At 69.2% G+C, this 793-nt stretch carries 2 protein-coding genes; one reads left to right on the top strand and one right to left on the bottom strand.

Going from position 1 to position 793, the window contains the following annotated elements; genetic code table 11:
* On the bottom strand, positions 1-177 hold a 177-nt coding region (locus A9Z05_RS33970), incomplete at its 3' end, for a DUF1272 domain-containing protein (RefSeq protein ID WP_084044099.1).
* Positions 178-325: 148 nt separating this feature from the next.
* Here A9Z05_RS33970 and A9Z05_RS03175 point away from each other — a divergent pair.
* Positions 326-673 (top strand): GFA family protein, encoded by a 348-nt coding sequence (locus tag A9Z05_RS03175; RefSeq protein ID WP_069616846.1) that lies wholly within the window; start codon positions 326-328, stop codon positions 671-673.
* Positions 674-793 lie beyond the last annotated feature (120 nt).

The following is a 793-nucleotide window of genomic DNA, read 5'->3' as shown; positions in this document are numbered from 1 at the left end:
CGCCGGCCGCCGCGGCCGCGCGACCAGGTCGCCGCCGCAATTCGGGCAGCGGCCCTTCAGCACGTCGTCCGCGCAAGTCGCGCAAAACGTACATTCAAACGTACAGATGCGCGCTTCCGCCGAATCGGGCGGCAGGTCCTTGTCGCAGCATTCGCAGCCGGGGCGCAGTTCGAGCATGATGGTCTCCTGGGTCGACGAGGGATGGGCGCCGCCCGGACATTGCGTGCGGCGCATGCGAGCGCTACTGTACGCGTTTGGATCGGCCCGGCCAACGGCGTCCCGCCTGGGCGCCGGTGCTGCGCACGGGCTGCACCGGGAGACGACCATGCTTTATCGCGGAAGCTGTCATTGCGGCGACGTGACGTTCGAGGCGGAAGGCGACCTGCAGGGCGTGATGGCGTGCAACTGCTCGATCTGCCAGCGCAAGGGCGCGCTGATGTGGTTCGTGCCGCGCGACCACATGACGCTGCTGACGCCCGACGAAAATCTCGCGACCTACATGTTCAACAAGCACGTGATCCGGCATCGCTTCTGCAAGCGCTGCGGGATTCACGCGTTCGGCGAAGGCGTTCATCCGGACGGCACCGCAATGGCCGCGATCAACGTGCGCTGCGTCGAGGGCGTCGATCTCGACGCGCTGCCCGTCACGCACTACGACGGCCGCTCGCACTGAGCGGCGCGCGGTTGCGGGCGCCTGCGCGGCGCGACTCGATCACGACGGTTGCACGGCCGCCACGTTCGCCGCAGGCGTTTCCGCCTGCGGCGCCGGACCGGCGGTGCGCGTGCCGGCGTC

This window comes from Burkholderia sp. A2 (assembly GCF_001729305.1).
Lineage (GTDB): Bacteria > Pseudomonadota > Gammaproteobacteria > Burkholderiales > Burkholderiaceae > Burkholderia > Burkholderia sola.
Note: the sequence above shows the minus strand (reverse complement) of the source record. Positions and strands in the feature narration are given on the sequence as shown.